At 72.9% G+C, this 15673-nt stretch carries 16 protein-coding genes and 1 pseudogene; 8 read left to right on the top strand and 9 right to left on the bottom strand.

The annotated features are described in order from the left end of the window. Positions 1–41: 41 nt before the first annotated feature. The 7 genes from O7598_RS29050 to O7598_RS29020 form a co-directional block, all read right to left on the bottom strand. The gene (locus O7598_RS29050; RefSeq protein WP_269694372.1) at positions 42–665 is read right to left on the bottom strand and encodes a DedA family protein; all 624 of its coding nucleotides are present in this window, start codon (positions 663–665) and stop codon (positions 42–44) included. Between the two features lie 24 nt (positions 666–689). Next, a complete protein-coding gene (locus O7598_RS29045; protein WP_269694371.1) occupies positions 690–1952 on the bottom strand; it encodes an adenylosuccinate synthetase in 1263 nt (420 codons plus the stop codon). Next, positions 1949–2908 carry a hypothetical protein gene (locus O7598_RS29040; protein WP_269694370.1) on the bottom strand — a complete coding sequence of 320 codons (960 nt, stop codon included), beginning with the start codon at positions 2906–2908 and terminating at the stop codon, positions 1949–1951. The genes O7598_RS29045 and O7598_RS29040 overlap by 4 nt, the downstream gene beginning before the upstream one ends. A gap of 10 nt (positions 2909–2918) precedes the next feature. Then, on the bottom strand, positions 2919–3557 hold the full coding sequence (locus tag O7598_RS29035) for a serine/threonine protein kinase (protein ID WP_269694369.1): 639 nt from the start codon (positions 3555–3557) through the stop codon (positions 2919–2921). Between the two features lie 110 nt (positions 3558–3667). Further along, positions 3668–4405: an NUDIX hydrolase gene (locus tag O7598_RS29030; protein WP_269695021.1), complete on the bottom strand. Its 738-nt coding sequence runs from the start codon at positions 4403–4405 to the stop codon at positions 3668–3670. Between the two features lie 84 nt (positions 4406–4489). Continuing rightward, positions 4490–5323 (bottom strand): MaoC/PaaZ C-terminal domain-containing protein, encoded by an 834-nt coding sequence (locus O7598_RS29025; RefSeq protein ID WP_269694368.1) that lies wholly within the window; start codon positions 5321–5323, stop codon positions 4490–4492. Between the two features lie 227 nt (positions 5324–5550). Further along, positions 5551–6906: a 3-oxoacyl-ACP reductase gene (locus O7598_RS29020; RefSeq protein ID WP_269694367.1), complete on the bottom strand. Its 1356-nt coding sequence runs from the start codon at positions 6904–6906 to the stop codon at positions 5551–5553. 54 nt (positions 6907–6960) lie between these two features. Between O7598_RS29020 and O7598_RS29015 the strand changes: the two genes are divergently transcribed. From O7598_RS29015 to purB, 6 genes are all read left to right on the top strand, one after another. Then, complete coding sequence (locus tag O7598_RS29015; RefSeq protein WP_269694366.1) at positions 6961–8253, top strand: acetyl-CoA C-acetyltransferase; 1293 nt, start codon at positions 6961–6963, stop codon at positions 8251–8253. Between the two features lie 83 nt (positions 8254–8336). After that, positions 8337–8846: a SigE family RNA polymerase sigma factor gene (locus O7598_RS29010; RefSeq protein ID WP_269694365.1), complete on the top strand. Its 510-nt coding sequence runs from the start codon at positions 8337–8339 to the stop codon at positions 8844–8846. After that, positions 8843–10108, top strand: coding sequence for a hypothetical protein (locus tag O7598_RS29005; RefSeq protein WP_269694364.1), 1266 nt, complete (start codon positions 8843–8845; stop codon positions 10106–10108). The genes O7598_RS29010 and O7598_RS29005 overlap by 4 nt, the downstream gene beginning before the upstream one ends. Before the next feature lie 174 nt (positions 10109–10282). Next, entirely contained in the window at positions 10283–11107 is an 825-nt protein-coding gene (locus O7598_RS29000; RefSeq protein WP_269694363.1) for a TNT domain-containing protein, read from the top strand. A gap of 18 nt (positions 11108–11125) precedes the next feature. Further along, complete coding sequence (locus O7598_RS28995; protein ID WP_269694362.1) at positions 11126–11371, top strand: hypothetical protein; 246 nt, start codon at positions 11126–11128, stop codon at positions 11369–11371. 31 nt (positions 11372–11402) lie between these two features. Next, positions 11403–12827: an adenylosuccinate lyase gene (gene purB, locus O7598_RS28990; RefSeq protein WP_269694361.1), complete on the top strand. Its 1425-nt coding sequence runs from the start codon at positions 11403–11405 to the stop codon at positions 12825–12827. A gap of 111 nt (positions 12828–12938) precedes the next feature. Here the strand turns inward: purB and O7598_RS28985 are convergent. Then, positions 12939–13503, bottom strand: a pseudogene (locus O7598_RS28985) (YbjQ family protein). 24 nt (positions 13504–13527) lie between these two features. After that, a complete protein-coding gene (locus tag O7598_RS28980; RefSeq protein WP_269694359.1) occupies positions 13528–14211 on the bottom strand; it encodes a S1 family peptidase in 684 nt (227 codons plus the stop codon). 466 nt (positions 14212–14677) lie between these two features. Between O7598_RS28980 and purS the strand changes: the two genes are divergently transcribed. Further along, positions 14678–14941, top strand: coding sequence for a phosphoribosylformylglycinamidine synthase subunit PurS (purS, locus tag O7598_RS28975; RefSeq protein WP_091062209.1), 264 nt, complete (start codon positions 14678–14680; stop codon positions 14939–14941). Further along, positions 14938–15621: a phosphoribosylformylglycinamidine synthase subunit PurQ gene (gene purQ, locus O7598_RS28970; RefSeq protein ID WP_269694358.1), complete on the top strand. Its 684-nt coding sequence runs from the start codon at positions 14938–14940 to the stop codon at positions 15619–15621. Before purS ends, purQ begins: the two co-directional genes overlap by 4 nt. Positions 15622–15673 lie beyond the last annotated feature (52 nt).

Below are 15673 nucleotides of genomic sequence, written 5' to 3'. Positions count from 1 at the left end.
GGGCCCCCTGTTAACGCCTTCGGTAGAGGAGGGGCCCCCTATTAACACCCCCGCCGCGTGGCGGCCCGGGATCGCGCCCGCCGCCGGGCCCAGCGGGCGGCCTCGAACAGCCCGGTGACCGCCAGCGAGATGCCGACGCCGGCGAGCAGGCCGGTGACCGGGTTGTGTTCGAAGGCCAGGCCGCCGAAGTAGCCGAGCAACCCGCAGTAGATCCCCCAGGTGCCGCAGGCCAGCGCGTCGTAGACCAGGAACGAGCGCGGCGGGTAGCGGACCGCCCCCATGGTGAGCGTGACCGCGGTGCGGCCGCCGGGGACGTAGCGGGCGGTGGTCAGGATCATCCCGCCCCGCCGGTCGACCGCCCGGCGCGCCCAGTCGGAACTCGCCCGCCGCCGGCTGTCGGCGGGCAGCCGGGCCAGCCGGTGCGCGCCGCCGCCACGCCCGATGGCGTACGAGACGTGGTCGCCGATCAGCGCGCCGAGCGCGGCGGTCACGATCACGGCCACCAGGTTCGGTTCGCCGCTCGCCGCGAAGACCCCGGCGGTGATCACCACCGTCTCGCCCGGCACCGCCGGGAAGAACGCGTCGACGGCGGTGACCGCGATGATCACCAGGTACACCCACGGTGAGGTCACCGTCTGGTGCAGCAGGTCGAGCACGTCCCCCATGCACCCATGCTCGACGCTGGGGTGTTAAGCGGGGGCCCTTCCTCGACAAAAGGCGTTAACAAGGGGCCCCTCCTTCTCCTCAGCAGTAGCACCGCGCGAGGTGAGCAGCACGCGCGCGCCCAGCGCCTCCTCGACCGCCGCCACCCAGTCCCCCGGCACCTCCTCCAACACCGGCCGCGCCCGCATCAGCCGCCCGGTCAGCGCCGCCTGCCGCTCCAGGTCTCCGGCCGGCCCGGGATCGAGCCGGTCGACGCCGCCGACGTAACGACGACACATGCGCAGTCGACGCCCGGCCAGGTCGAGGTGGGTCAGCGCCAGCCCGTCCACCCCGCCGGCAACCGCCAGCGCGTACCGGTGGGCGACCGCGTCGAAGTGCCCGAACCGGAACCGGCCCTGCCAGGCATTGGTGGGGTTGCGCGGGTCGGCGTACGGCAGCGTCGGGTCCTCGGTGACCAGCGGCCCGGGGCCGTGCCGGGTGGTGGTCACCCGCAGCACACCGAGCCGCTGGGCGGTGCCGGCCATCCCGGCCTCGGCGAGCAGCGTCTCCGCGTTGGCGAACGTCGTGGTGCTCCACGTGGTGTACGGGTGGAAGCCGTGCCACTCGTCCAGCAGCACCCCCTGCGCGCCCTCGAAGACGCAGGTACCGGCGCGCAGCGCCCCGGCCAGCCAACTCCGGTCGACGATCGCCACCCGGTCGGCGAAGGCCGCGTACGCCGGCAGGCAGTCGTCGACCGGCGGCGCGTCCAGCGGGCCGAGTTCGGCGGTGAGCCGGTCGCGCAGCGCGGCCAGCCGGCGGCGCAGCAGCGCCGGCTCGCGGCAGTCGGCCACCCGGGGCGCCTCGTCGGGGTGGGCGAGGCCGTACGCGACGGCCTCGCCCACCCCCAGCCCGCAGGAGCCGTGCCGGTCGGCTCCCCGGGCGGTCTCCCGGGCCCGGTTGGCGGCCCGGTGGTACGGGGTGGCCAGCAGCGCCTCCCCGTCCACGGTCAGCCGGTCGAGCGCGTCGGGCACCCCGACCGCCGCGAGGTGGTCGGCCTCGGCGGCCAGCGCCAGCGGGTCCACCACCACGTGCCGCGCCAGGTGCGTCCGCACGCCGGGGCGGAACGTGCCCGCCCCGAACTGGGCGAACGTGTGCTGCCGTCCGTCGCGCAGCACGACATTGTGCGCCGCCTGCGCGCCCCCGTTGAACCGGACGACGGTGTGCACCGGGCGGGTGGCGCAGAGCGCGTCGACGACGGTGCCCTTGCCGGCGTCGCCGTAGCCGAGGTCGACCACCATCACGTGGTTCACAGCCGGGTGACCCCGCTCCCGCCGTCGGTGGGGGCGAACGGCAGCGCCGCCACCGCCCGCCGGTCGCCGCCGAGCCGGGCGAGCGCCCGGGAGACGGTACGGGTGGCGGTCGAGCCGGTCCGGGCCAGGTCGTCCAGGCCGGCGTCCAGGTCGATGGCCTGTTCGCCGAGGCCGACGGTGAGCGCGATGGTCTCGCAGACCGCGTCCAGGTCGTCCAACTCGACCGCGTTCTGCCCGAGCAGGCCGCGCCAGAAGTCGAGCACCTTGCGGTTGCCGGCGTAGTGGCTGCCGGCGGGGAGCAGGTAGTAGGTGTCCCAGCGGGCGGTCACCTCGTCCACGACCTGCCGGATCGGCTGGTCCTCGGCCGGGCCGTCGCCGATCCACCGGGTCACCTCGCGGGCCTTCAACCGGGGGTACGCCAACTCGTCGCCGATGACGAACAGGTAGCCGCGCCGACCCCGCTTCGACCAGCTGTCGGTGACCGTGTGCCGGGCCATGAAGTGCAACGCCAGCTCGTACGACTCCATCATCTGCCCACCCCCGCCGCCTTCCAGCACGATCCGGCCGAGGTCGTCGTCCATCCGGTTGTCGGACTCGAACTGCCCGATCTGCAACGGCACCCGGTCGCAGGTGGCGTCGCCGATCGCGCCGAACATGACCTGCGGGTCGCGGGCGTACCCCTGGCGTTGCAGCAGGCCGAGCAGCTGCGGCAGCTTGCTCTGCAGCACCCGGGGCACGTGGCCCATCGAGCCGGTCACGTCGAAGAGCACCGCGATCGGGGTGGACTGCGGGTGTTCGGCGGAGTCGCGGCTCTCCCGCGTCGCGCCGCGCGGGTCGAGCGCCGGGTGCACGGTCCGCGCCCCGCTGTCGCTGTAGGAGAACGCGCTCCGGCCGGTCTTCCGCCGGTAGCGGTCGGCGGCGTCGTACACGTCGGTGGACCAGATTCCGCTGCCCATGGCAGCCTCCCTAGGGGTTGAGGGTGAAGGGTCGGAAGGTGCGCGGCCCGTAGAGCCGCTCCAGCACCTCGTCGAGTTCGCGGAGCAGCCGCCAGGCGTCGTCGGGCCGGGCGGACACCGCGGGTTGCCGGCAGCCGTCGGCGAAGGCGCGCAGTTCGCGTGGCGCGCGGTCAGCCATCAGCCAGGTCAGGCAGCGGGCGGCCAGCGCGATGTCGGTGCCCGGGCCGCAGGGCCGCTTGGCGGTGACCTCCGGCGGATACCAGTCGGCCAGGTCGGTGACCAGCGCCGGCACCAGTCCGCCCGGTTCGGCGGAGAAGCACCAGTCGACGAGCACCAGGCCGTGCGCGTCCGGTTCGATCAGCACGTTGCGGGGCAGGACCGCGCCGTGCACCACACCGGCGCGGTGGGCCAGGCCGAGCGCGACCAGCAGCCGCCGCCACATCCAGGCCGCGTCGCGCGGGTCGACCCCATCGGGGTACGCGCGGCGCACGTCCTCCAGGCTGTGCAGCCCGGGTACGGTCTCCAGCACGTTGACCAGCAGTTGCGCGCCGGTCGCCGGATCGCGCACCGGATAGGAGTCGACCAACCGCGGCACATACGCGAGGTGACGCGGGTCCCCGCGCTCCGCGATCCGCCGCAGTGCGCGCACCTCGCGCCTCATCAGGTCGTTGTCGCTCGGGTGCCGCGGCGCCTTCACCTGCCGGTGAGAAGGGGCACCTTCTCTACCTGAGGCGTTAACAGGGGGCCCTTCCTTCGCCCTCATCGGAGGGTCCGGAGCAGGGCGGGGTGCAGGAGGCGGGCGGTGCCGGGGCGGTAGAGCTTGGCGCGCGGGCCGCCCCGGGCGCCACCGCGTTCGGTGCTGGCGCCGGTGCTCTCCACGAAGCCGGGCACGGAGAGCACCTTGCGGTGGAAGTTGCCGGCGTGCAGCGGCTCGCCCCAGACCGTCTCGTAGACCGCGCGCAGTTCGGTGACGGTGAACTCGGGGGCGAGGAACCGGGTGGCCAGCGGGGTGTACTCCAGCTTGGAGCGGGCCCGCTCCAGCCCGTCGTCGATGATCCGGCCGTGGTCGAAGGCGAGTTGCGGGCTGCTCAGCGCGGTGACCGGCAGCCAGATCGCCTCATCGGCGTCGGTGTCGGCGACCGGGTCGGGCAGGTCGGGGGCGAACGCCAGGTGGGCGATCGACACCACCCGCATGCGCGGGTCCCGGTCGGGGGCGCCGTAGGTGCCGAGCTGCTCCAGGTGCACCCGGTCGAGCCGTTCGCCGCCGAGCCCGGTCTCCTCGGCCAGCTCGCGTCGGGCGCCGGCGAGCAGGTCCTCGTCCGGGCGGACGAAGCCGCCGGGCAGCGCCCAGTGCCCCGCGTAGGGCGGCGCGCCCCGGCGGATCAGCAGCAGGTGCAGCGCGCCGTCGCGGATGGTCAGGGCCACCACGTCGACGGTGACCGCGACCGCCGGGTAGTCCCGGGGGTCGTATCCGGCGAGGAAGTCCTGCTCGTTCACGGCGCTCACTCTCTCAGCTTGAGAACAACTCAATCTGAGAACAACTTAGCGCACGAAAGAGGGAACGCCAAGTCCCCTCTTTCCTCAGCGGACGGTGCCCACCAGATGCGGCCTGCCGTCCCGGCCGCCGTGCAGCGCGAAATCCCAGCCGTCGCCCGAGGTCGCGGCGCTGAAGGCCACCGTGGACGGCAACGGCACCGGCAACTTGAACGCCACGTCCACGGTGTACGCGTCGGGCAGCCGGCTCTCCAGCGCGGCCAGGCAGCGGGCCTTGCTCCACATCCCGTGCGCGATCGGGCGGGGGAAGCCGAACAGCCGCGCGCCCAGCTTCGAGGTGTGGATCGGGTTGTGGTCGCCGGAGACCCGCGCGTAGTCCGTACCGACGCGCGGCGTCACCCGCCACCGGGCCGAGGCCGCCGGCGCCGCCGGTCGGTCCCCCGGGTCGCGCCGCGGGCCGCCGCCGGCCGTGCGCTCCTTCCCGAGGTACGTCGACACGCCCCGCCACACCTCCTCGCCGTCGACCGAGCCGACCAGCACCACGTCGAGCTGCCGGCCCCGGTCGTGCGGGCGCAGGTTCTCCGCGTAGGTGCGGAAGTCGACGCTCTCACCGACCCGCACCGGCCGGCGCACGGTGATCCGGTTGGCCACGTGCACCACGCCGGTCAGCGGGATGGGGAAGTCGGCGGCGGTCATCAGCCGCAGCGACAGCGGGAACCCGAGCACGTGCAGGTAGGTCGCCGGCAGCCGGTCGGCCAGCCGGAACCCGCAGACCCGGTCGTAGTCGGCCAGGTGCGCCGGCTCCACGGTCACTCCCGAGACGCCCAGCTCGACGGCCGGCAGCTCCCGCCCCCGTCGCCGCCCCGTCCCGGGCAGCGCCCCCAGCATGGCCCGCCGATAGAGCGTCCCCGCCGCCGGCATCCGGACCAGCTCGACATTCCGCCGCCCGCCCGGCTCCCCACCGCGTCGATCATGAAGTTGGCTGCCTTGTGGATCTCCGAAAGTGCCGTCAACTTCATGATCAACAGGGTGGGGCGGGGTCAGTGCGGCCGCACGAGCCGAGGCGAGGTCCTGGGTGCGTCCCTCGATCAGGTCGTGCAACGACAGCTCCTCGGCCGGCTCCTCCGGCCCCTGCTTGCGCCGCGCCATCACGCCCCCAGCAGGCTCTGGCCGCAGACCCGGACCACGTTGCCGCTGACCGCGCCGGACGCCGGCGAGGACAGCCAGCCGATCGTCTCGGCCACGTCCACCGGCAGGCCGCCCTGGGCCATGCTGTTCATCCGCCGGCCCGCCTCGCGCAGCGTCAACGGGATGCGTGCGGTCAGGCGGGTCTCGATGAACCCGGGCGCCACCGCGTTCAGGCTGATCCCGCGCTCGCGCAGCACCGGGCTGAGCGAGTCGACCAGGCCGATCACGCCGGCCTTGCTCGTCGCGTAGTTGGTCTGCCCCCGGTTGCCGGCGATCCCGGCGATCGAGGAGACCGAGACGATCCGCCCGCCGGCCGGGATCAGGTCCCGTTCCAGCAGCACGTCGTTGATCCGCTCCTGGCTGGACAGGTTGACGTCGATCACCGAGTCCCACCGGTCGGCGTCCATCCGACCGAGCGTCTTGTCCCGGGTGATGCCGGCGTTGTGCACCACCACGTCGACCCGACCGTGCCGGGACGCCAGGTGCTCGGCCAACCGGGTCGGCGCGTCCGGCGCGGTCAGGTCGAGCTGCACCGCGCTGCCGCCGATCGCGTTGGCCACCGCGGCCAGCTCGTCCCCGGCCGCCGGAATGTCCAGCGCCACCACCTGGGCGCCGTCGCGGGCGAGCACCTTCGCCAGCGCCGCGCCGATGCCCCGGGCCGCGCCGGTCACCAGCACCACCTGGCCGTCCAGCGGCCGGTCCCAGTCGGCCGGCGCGACGGCGGTGCCGGCACCGACCCGGACCACCTGGCCCGAGACGTACGCGGAGCGGCCGGAGAGCAGGAAGCGCACTGTGGACTCCAGGCTCACCGGAGTGCCGGCGTCCCCGTCGCGGGTGACGTACACCAGTTGGGCGGTGACACCCCGGCCGAACTCCTTGCCGATGCTGCGGGTCAGCCCCTCCAGGGCGCGCTGGGCGGTCGCCTCCCGGGGCGACCCGCACTCGGCGGGCGGCGTGCCCAGCACGATCACCCGGCCGCTGGGCAGCAGCGAGCGGGCCTGCGGGTGGAAGAAGTCGTAGAGCTGGCGCAGCCCGGTGGAGTCGGTGACGCCGCTGGCGTCGTACACCAGGGCCGCGAAGCGGCTGTCCCCGGTCGCGGCGGCCGGGTCGACAAGCTCGACCCCGGCGGCGGTCAGGATCTTGCCGGCCGGCTCGGCCAGCCGGCCGCCGGTCGCGGCGCCGAGCAGGACCGGCCCGGGAACGAGCGGGTCGCCCGGCGTGTGCCGGCGCAGTCGGGGCGGGTCGGGTAGGCCGAGGCGCTTGACCAGCGCGCGACCGGCCCCCGTCTGGACGAAGCTCGCGTACCTGTCGGTCATAGGCGTAGCCTACTGGCGAGTAGGGTTCGGGCAACAGCTACCAGGAGGCTGATCGTGCAGAGTGTCCGGCGGGTCGCGGTCATCGGGGGCAACCGCATCCCCTTCGCCCGGTCCAACTCGCGCTACGCGCACGCGTCCAACGCGGACATGCTCGGCGCGGCGCTCGACGGGCTGGTCGCCCGGTTCGGGCTGGCCGGCGAGCGGGTCGGCGAGGTGGTGGCCGGCGCGGTGCTCAAGCACTCGCGCGACTTCAACCTCACCCGCGAGGTGGTGCTCGGCTCCCGGCTCGACCCGCACACCCCGGCCTACGACATCCAGCAGGCCTGCGGCACCGGGCTGGAGGCCGCCATCCTGGTGGCCAACAAGATCGCCCTCGGGCAGATCGAGGTGGGCATCGCCGGCGGCGTGGACACCACCTCGGACGCGCCACTGGCCGTCAACGAGGACATGCGCCGCACGCTGATCCAGCTCAACTCCGCCCGCACCCTCGGCGAGCGGCTCAAGGTGGCGGCGAAGCTGCGCCCGCTCCAGCCGTTCAAGCCGGAGATCCCGCGCAACGCCGAGCCGCGCACCGGCCTGTCGATGGGCGACCACGCGGCGGTCACCGCGCTGCGCTGGAACGTCGACCGGGCCGCCCAGGACGAGCTGGCGCTCCGCTCGCACCAGCGGCTCGCGGCCGCGTACGAGAAGGGGTTCTTCGACGACCTGATGACCCCCTACCTGGGGCTCACCCGCGACCAGAACCTCCGGCCGGACACCTCGACGGAGAAGCTCGGCTCGCTGAAGCCGGTCTTCGGCACCAAGGGTCCGGACGCCGAGCGGGCCACCATGACCGCCGGCAACTCCTCGCCGCTCACCGACGGCGCGTCGACGGTGCTGCTCGCCTCCGAGGAGTGGGCCCGGGCGCACAGCCTGCCGGTACTGGCCTGGTTCTCCTGGTCCGAGACTGCCGCCGTCGACTTCGTGCACGGCGACGAGGGGCTGCTGATGGCACCCGCCTACGCGGTGCCCCGGATGCTGGCCCGGGCCGGGCTCAAGCTCCAGGACTTCGACTTCTACGAGATCCACGAGGCGTTCGCCTCGCAGGTGCTGGCGACGCTGGCGGCCTGGGAGTCGCCGGAGTTCTGCGCCGAGCGGCTCGGCCTGGACGCGCCGCTCGGGTCGATCGACCGGGAGAAGCTCAACGTCAACGGCTCGTCGCTGGCCGCCGGGCACCCCTTCGCGGCCACCGGCGGCCGGATCGTCGCCACCCTCGCCAAGCTGCTCGACGCCAAGGGCGGCGGGCGCGGCCTGATCTCCATCTGCGCGGCCGGCGGGCAGGGCGTGACCGCGATCCTGGAGCGCTGACCCACCGATTTCGAGGGCCGGGGCAACCCGCGTGGCGGGTCGCCCCGTTCCCCAGGCATGAGACGCACGCAAGGTCCGCTGCGGTGAACCAGGCCGACGAGGACGAGTACCGGCAGTTCGTGAGCGCCCGGCTGGAGCCGCTGCGGGTCACCGCCTTCCTGCTGTGCCGGGACTGGCACACCGCCGACGACCTGGTCGCCATCACCGTCGGCAAGCTCTACCGGCACTGGCGCCGGGTGCGCCGGGTGGAGCACGTCGACGCGTACGTGCGCGGCATGCTCACCAACGCCTGGCTGGACGAGCGGCGCCGCCCGTGGCGCCGCGAGCGGTCCACCGACGAGCTGCCCGACCAAGCCGAGGCGTACCTGCCGGAGGCGGCCCTGGCGGATCGCGAACAGCTCCTGGAGTTGTTGGCGCAACTGCCACCGCGCCGGCGGGCGGTGGTGGTGCTGCGCTTCTACTGCGACCTGTCGGTGGAGGAGACCGCCCGGGCGCTGGGCGTCAGCACGGGCACCGTGAAGAGCCAGGCGGCCCGAGGGCTGGCGAGCCTGCGCGCACTGGCCTCGATCGACGTGAGCGGGGAGGGCGCATGAGCTACCGAGTGATCTTCGACGAGGCGGTCGGCGAGGTCCCGCCCAGCGCGATCGACCTGGACCGGGTGATCGCCCGACAGCGCCGCCGCCTCCGGCTCCGTCGGCTCACCGTGGTCGGCGCGGCGGCCGTCGCGGTCGGGGCGATCGCCATCGGGACGGCGGTGACCGGCGGCCACCAGCGGACGGCGCCGCCGGTGGCGCCGAGCCCGACGGTACGTGTCCCGCCGCCCGGCCAGGGCCAGACGTTCACCCCCACCGACCACGCGATCTTCGAGGCAATGAGCCGGGTGGCGCCGGGCCTGGAGTGGATCCGGCAGGACCGCGCCTGGGAGGGATCGGGGGTGTGGGATTCGGGAGCGAGCACCACCGGCTACACACCTGACGGATACCTGGGCCAGGGGCGGGTGCGGGTCGGGGACCGGGCCGGCTACCTCATGGTGGGCATCCCGCTGGACCGCGAGCCGCTGCTGCCCTGCCCGCCGAAGCAGGCGAGCAAGGCCAGTTGCGCCGTCCGGACCGGACCAACCGGCGAGACGATCCGGACCGGTTCCGCGCGCAACCGGGATGACATGTTCAAACGGAGTCCCACCGGCTTCACCGTGAACCGCTCGGTCTGGGTGGCTCGGCCCGATGGAGTGGTGGTCAACGTGAGCATCATGGGTGAGGACGAGGATCCGCCGCTCACTGAGGGGCAGATGGCCGCGTTGGTGCTCGACCCGGCGGTCGCCGCGGTGGCCGCCGACCCGCTCCGTGGTGACGAGCGCGCCCGCCGGCAGTTGATCGACAGTTGGGTGCTCGCCTCGATCCAGCGGCAGAACCCGGGTGTCACCGGCGCGGAGGGCAAGGGGCCGGTGTTCGGCGCCAACGACCTGGGCGCGGGCTGGAGCGACCGGGGCGCGGAGAACCGGAACACCACGGACACCTACTGGGGCTACGGCCGGGTCATGGTCAAGCGGGTGGCGGGGCTCATGTCGGTGGACATCCGGCGGGGTGACGCGGTTCCGGCCGGCGAACTCGGCTGCGGCGAGCCCGATCCGACGCGGACCTGCGACGCGGCCGCCGGCCCGCGCGGTGAGCGGTACCGCACCACCACGATCCGTCGGGACGGCGCCACCGTGGAGCGGCAGATCGAGGTACGCCGGAGCGACGGCATCTGGCTGCGGGTGACGCTCGCCTCGAACGTCAAGGGTGAGTTCCCGATGAGCCCTGCGCGGCAACTGGGCATCGCCCTGGATCCGACGGTCACGCTGCCCGGCAGGTAGGTGCTCGACGCGGCGACGCCCGGCCCGGTGGGTGCCGGGCGTCGCCGATCGGAGGGGTCAACGGCGCGAGACGGCAGGATAGCCCGATCAGGTAGCTAATCAGACAAAGGCTCATGTTTGTCGTAAAGCCTCCGAGGATGAGGTTACCGCTCATCCCATATCAGGAGGTTCACGGTGAAAACTCGTCGTTGGTTGCTGGCCGCCCTCTCCGGCGCGGCCCTGACGCTGGCGCCCGGACCGGCGCTGTCGGCCCTCGGGCCCTCGGCCGCGCTCGCCCAGGGCGCCACGGTGGTCGACGAGCGGGCGGCCGGTCTCACGCCGGCCGGTCCGCAGCCCGGGCCGGTCAGCCCGAGCCTCTGCGCGCCCGGGCTGCCACCGACCGCGCCGCAGACCACCCAGTTCTACGACAACAACCGGCTGCTGGGCCCGCTCGCCCTGCCCACCGCCTCACCGGTCGGACCGCTGCTCGCCGGCTACCAACGGCTCGGCGCGCAGACCGAGACCGAGTGGCTGAAGAACTGGACCAGCGGACCGACCACCCTGCTCTTCCCGCCGGAGGACGGCTTCGTCCTGGACCCGCACGGCGCGCCGATCAAGAGCCGGCAGGTCATGCTGCCCGGCTACCGGTTGGACCGCTTCGGCAACCCGACCGGTGCCTTCCTGGCGCCGCTCGGCACCCCGTTCAGCGCGCGTTCACTCGCGCCCCAGAGTCTGAACACCCCGCCGACGCCGCCGGCCACCACACCGCTCGCCCCGCTGGCCAACTACCACACGTACTGCGTGGTCAAGCCGTTCCCGGTGGACTCCGGGCCGATCGCGCCGTGGTTCGCCCAGCCCGGCATGGGCACCCAGTTCGAGCTGAACCAGGCCTACTTCCCGCAGGCGTCGGACCCGGTGAACGTGCAGTGGCTGCTCGACCACGGTTTCCTCGTGGAGGAATACCTGGACGGCCTCTGCACCGACCCGACCGGGTGGGCGCAGTCGTCGCAGATCTGCTGATCGGATCGGAGGTCGGGCGTGGACCGGTACGAGTTGCGTGCCGCGCTGCTGGCGGCGGGGGTGTCACCCGACGCCTTCCAGTTGGCGGACGCGCACGAGTACCAGCCGGTCCCGCCCGACTTCTGGTTCCTGCGGCCCGCTGACGGCGGTTGGGAGATCGGCCCCTACGAACGCGGTCGCTACCGGCGGTGGCGGTGGTACGCCACCGAGGCGGAGGCGACCGCCGCGCTGTTCCACATCCTCGCCGAGCACCCGGCGCCCTGAGCGCCCCGACAGGTACGGGAGAATGGGCCCCGTGACGACGATCCCCAACGTGCTCGCCAACCGCTACGCCTCACCCGAGCTGGTGGCCCTCTGGTCGCCGGAGGAGAAGGTCCGGATGGAACGCCGGCTCTGGCTGGCGGTGCTCCGGGCCCAGCGTGACCTCGGCGTGCCGGTGCCGGACGGGGTGGTCGAGGCGTACGAGCGGGTGGTCGACGACGTCGACCTGGCCTCGATCGCCGCGCGCGAGCGGGTCACCCGGCACGACGTGAAGGCCCGGATCGAGGAGTTCAGCGCGCTCGCCGGGCACGAGCACGTACACAAGGGCATGACCTCCCGGGACCTGACCGAGAACGTGGAGCAGCTCCAGATCCGGGCGTCGCTGGAGCTGGTCCGGGACCGGGTGGTCGCCACGCTGGCCCGACTGGCCTGGCACGCGGGCGAATACTCACCGCTGGTGATGACCGGCCGGTCGCACAACGTGGCGGCGCAGGCCACCACGCTGGGCAAGCGCTTCGCGTCGGCCGCCGAGGAACTGCTGATCGCGTACGAGCGGTTGGAGGACCTGATCGGCCGCTACCCGCTGCGTGGGATCAAGGGGCCGGTGGGCACCGCGGCCGACCAGCTCGACCTCTTCGACGGCGATCCCGGCAAGGTGGCCGAGCTGGAGCGCCGGGTGGCCGGGCACCTGGGGTTCGCCCGGGTGCTGGACAGCGTCGGCCAGGTCTACCCGCGTTCGCTCGACTTCGACGTGCTCGCCGCGCTGGCGCAGGTGGCCGCCGCGCCGTCGTCGCTGGCCACCACGATCCGGCTGATGGTGGGTCAGGAGCTGGTCACCGAGGGCTTCAAGCCGGGGCAGGTCGGGTCCAGCGCGATGCCGCACAAGATGAACACCCGCTCGTCGGAGCGGGTGAACGGCTTCGCGGTGATCATCCGGGGTTACCTGTCGATGGTCGGCGAGCTGGCCGGCGACCAGTGGAACGAGGGCGACGTCTCCTGCTCGGTGGTGCGTCGGGTGGCGCTGCCGGACGCGTTCTTCGCCGCCGACGGCCTGTTCCAGACGTTCCTCACCGTGCTGGACGAGTTCGGCCCGTACCCGGCGGTGATCAACCGGGAGCTGGAGCGCTTCCTGCCGTTCCTGGCGACCACGAAGATCCTCGTCGCCGCCGTACGCCGGGGCGTGGGCCGAGAGGTCGCGCACGAGGTGATCAAGGAGCACGCGGTCGCCGTGGCGCTGGCCATGCGGGAGAAGGGCGCGGCCGAGAACGACCTGTTCGACCGCCTGGCCGCGGACGGTCGCCTGAACCTGACCCGCTCCGAGATCGACACCCTGGTGGCCGACCGCAGCACCTTCACCGGTGCCGCCGACGACCAGGTGACCCGGGTCAACGTGAGAATCACCAGGATCGTCCAGGCCCACCCCGAGGCCGCCGCCTACTCCCCACCCCCCATCCTCTGACCCCGGATCTTGTCGTCGATCATGAAGTTGACGGCGAAGTGGATCTCCATTGCTGCCGCTAACTTCATGATCGACGGGGAGAGGCGGGAGGGCGGAGGGCGGGGCAGGGGGTCAGGGGCCGGTGGGGGTTTCGGCGGCCGAACTGAGGTTGGGGGCGCTGGCGGGCTCGGCGATGCCGCCGGGGGCGGTGGCGATCTCCGGCTCGTGGGCGGTCTCGGCCGCGATCATCGGCTGGTCCGGGGGCATGACGTCGGGGGTCTTCGGGGCGACGATCACGGCGGTGCCGTACGCGCAGATCTCCATCCACATCTCGCCGCAGTCGCGGCTGTCGAAGCGCATGCCGATCACCGCGTTCGCGCCGAGCCGCTGTGCCTCCTCGCCCAGACGGGCCACCGAGTCGGTCCGCCACCGGGTGAGGTTGTCCGGCGCCATCGGGTCGTACGCGCCACCGCGCAGGTTCTTGACCCCCTCGCGGTACGGGTTGCGGGTCCTCGCCATCGAGGAGACCACTTCGCCGAGGATCTGGCGGATCTCGTAGCCGGGCAGTTGATCCGTCGTCACGACCAGCACGGTTCCGATGCTGTCAGTCACCGGCGGAGGTGGTTCGGGTGCCGTGTGCAGCTGATCGCATGCTGCGAAACGGCGCGGCGCGGACGGTCGGGCCGGTCCCGACCATCCGCGCCCTACGCGGTGGAAAGCGTCAGACACCGGCCACCGAGGTGATCCAGGACCGGTTGTACGCGACGCTGCCGTAGTTCTGGATGCTGGAGCCGTCGGCGGTGGAGGCCACGCCCACCTGCTGGCCGTTGTAGAACTCCGGGCCGCCCGAGTCGCCGCGCCAGGCGTTGCCGTTGACCCGGGTGCTCCGGATCGCCTGGCCGCCGTACGCGTCGGTGGCGCTGGTGCTGGTCACCCGGACGCTGGCGGTCTTGAGCTGGGGCGACGCGCCGCAGCCGCTGTAGCAGGTCATGCCCCAGCCGTAGATCGAGTTGGTGGAGCCGACCGGCGGGTTGCTGCTGGCCAGCGACACGGTGGAGGTGCTGACCGTGCTGGAGAGGCGGAGCAGGGCCAGGTCGTTGCGGGTGTAGGAGGCACTCACGGTGCGGGTGACGCCGCCGGAGGCGTAGTAGACGCTGCCGACCCGGACCGACATGGTGCCGCTGACGCAGTGCCGGGCGGTGAGCACCCACTGGGACGCGATCACGCTGCCGGAGCAGGTGAACGAGCCGTTGCTGAAGACGGCCGCGGCCCACGGGGCGGACGAGACGGTGCCGCCGCCGATGATCGGCTGCGGGCCGGCCGGTGCGGCGCCGGCGCCGGACGCGGTGGCCAGCACGCCGGCCAGGGCGGCGGTCAGCACGGCGAGCAGGGGACGGAGGCGCATGGTCGGGCTCCTTCTGGGGGACACCCGGGGTCACCGGGTGCGGATCGGGGCCGCCGGGCGGGGTGGACCGACGGGGACATCGATCAATTGCATCGACATCTGACGATGCATGCTACGGGCGGCCCGGGCCGTGTCACAAGATGTGAATCGAACGAAGTCGATCGTGTGAGGTGCGCCGCGCGGTGCGGCGGGGCGGTGTCGGAAACCGGTCCCACCGGCCGCCGGTAGAGGGCAAAATGCCTGGTGAGAGCCGTTGCGCCCGGTCGGTGCGCGCCGTGCTGCGCAACGTTTACGTATCGACGCCGCAACGAACGCGCAACGGTCTCCGACCCGTGCCGCAGCTCCCGCCGATCGTCGCCGGAACTGGCCCGGCCGGTGCGGGCAGGACGGTATCTGCCAGGTAGGCTGGCTGCGCTCGGCCGTTTGTGGGCCGGCACCCAACTGCGTACACAGTCAGGAGTGCCCAGTGCCTCGCGTCGTCGTCGACGTCATGCTCAAGCCCGAGATCCTCGATCCGCAGGGCCAGGCCGTCGCAAACGCACTGCCCCGGCTCGGCGTCAGCGACGTCGCCTCGGTCCGGATCGGCAGGCGGATCGAGATCGAGTTCACCGGCGAACCGGACCTTGACCGGGCCCGCGAGATCGCCGACAAGCTGCTCGCCAACCCGGTGATCGAGGACTTCACCGTCCACGTCGTCACCGCCGACGAGAACGCGGGCGCGCACTCGTGACCGCCCGGGTCGGTGTGGTGACCTTCCCCGGCTCGCTCGACGACGGGGACGCGGCCCGCGCCGTGCGCATCGCCGGCGCCGAGCCGGTTCGGCTCTGGCACGGCGACCCGGACCTGCACGGGGTGGACGCCGTCGTCCTGCCCGGCGGTTTCTCGTACGGCGACTACCTGCGCTGCGGCGCCATCGCCCGCTTCGCCCCGGTGATGGAGACGGTCGTGGAGGCCGCCCGCGGCGGCCTGCCCGTGCTGGGCATCTGCAACGGCTTCCAGATCCTCTGCGAGGCGCACCTGTTGCCCGGGGCGCTCACCCGCAACCAGCACCTGCACTTCCGAAACCGTGACCAGGTCCTGCGCATCGAGGCCACCGGCACCGCGTGGACCAACGCGTTCCAGCCCGGCCAGGAGGTGCTCATCCCGGTCAAGAACGGCGAGGGCTGCTACGTCGCCGACCCGGCCACCCTCGACCGGCTGGAGGGCGAGGGGCGCGTCGTCGCCCGCTACCTGGGCGGCAACCCCAACGGGTCGCAGCGTGACATCGCCGCGATCACCAATGAGGCCGGCAACGTCGTCGGCATCATGCCGCATCCCGAGCACGCGGTGGAGGCGCTCACCGGCCCCTCCCTGGACGGCCTCGGCTTCTTCACCTCGGTGCTCAAGCACCTGGTGGGAGCCCCCGCGTGAGCGCGAGGAGTGAGCCGGTTCTGCGAGCCCCGCAGTCGCTCACTCAAGGCAG

It is taken from the genome of Micromonospora sp. WMMC241, assembly GCF_027460165.1.
Taxonomy (GTDB): Bacteria; Actinomycetota; Actinomycetes; order Mycobacteriales; family Micromonosporaceae; genus Micromonospora; species Micromonospora humi.
This window is presented reverse-complemented; position numbering and strand designations above follow the sequence as displayed.